The organism is Taklimakanibacter deserti (genome assembly GCA_003574785.1).
Map to the genome: position 1 here is coordinate 1 of QORU01000056.1, position 658 is coordinate 658.

The 658-nt window shown below is 57.9% G+C and carries 2 protein-coding genes; both read left to right on the top strand.

Going from position 1 to position 658, the window contains the following annotated elements:
• Positions 1–247, top strand: a 247-nt coding sequence (locus DS839_RS37130; protein WP_368912124.1) for a hypothetical protein, incomplete at its 5' end; no start/stop codon positions are given.
• On the top strand, positions 240–658 hold a 419-nt coding region (locus DS839_RS37135), incomplete at its 3' end, for a hypothetical protein (RefSeq protein WP_368912125.1). The genes DS839_RS37130 and DS839_RS37135, both read left to right, overlap by 8 nt.

A 658-nucleotide genomic window follows, 5' to 3' on the forward strand; every position in this document is an offset into this window, starting at 1 on the left:
TTCCCGCCCGGCTTCGCGTAGGACGCAAACCATGCGAGAAGTCATGCGCCGCACTGCGAGCACTGTGTATCCGACCCGTACCGGGGCATTCCCTGCCGCCACCTTCTTCACCACTGAGTCCGAGTTGGACTACATCCGCACCGTGCAAGCTGACTACCACGGCACATTCGGCATCTGTGTCTGCCCCGCCGATAGCTTCTGGATGCACCAAGCCGATGTCCGGCCTGTGGAGGCTGCCGATGGGTAGTCCCGCGCTCCACAGCCAAATCGCGGAACTTGATCGGCGCATTCGCGAAGCTGAAAACACCGGCACTCGCTATCTTTCTGATGGGCACGCTGCTCATGCAGCCGGGGACTCCAAAAAAGCGAACGAGTGCTATGCCAAGTCGCAACACTGGTTTGATATGGCGAACTTGATGACGCAACAGCAGTCCAGTCTCAAAACACATCTTCTCTCGATAGACCAACCACAGGAAGTTGGCCTCTCTGTTGAGGCAGTACAGAAACTGGTGGATGACTTCCTTGCCGAGTACAACGGCAACATCCCTGTCACCCCAGTGATTCAGGAAAAGCAGGAGGACATCTATGGCCCACGAGCATCCCGAGAAGCCATCGGCTTCCGCATCGACGGAGCCTACCACCCCGCCCGGCATCTCTT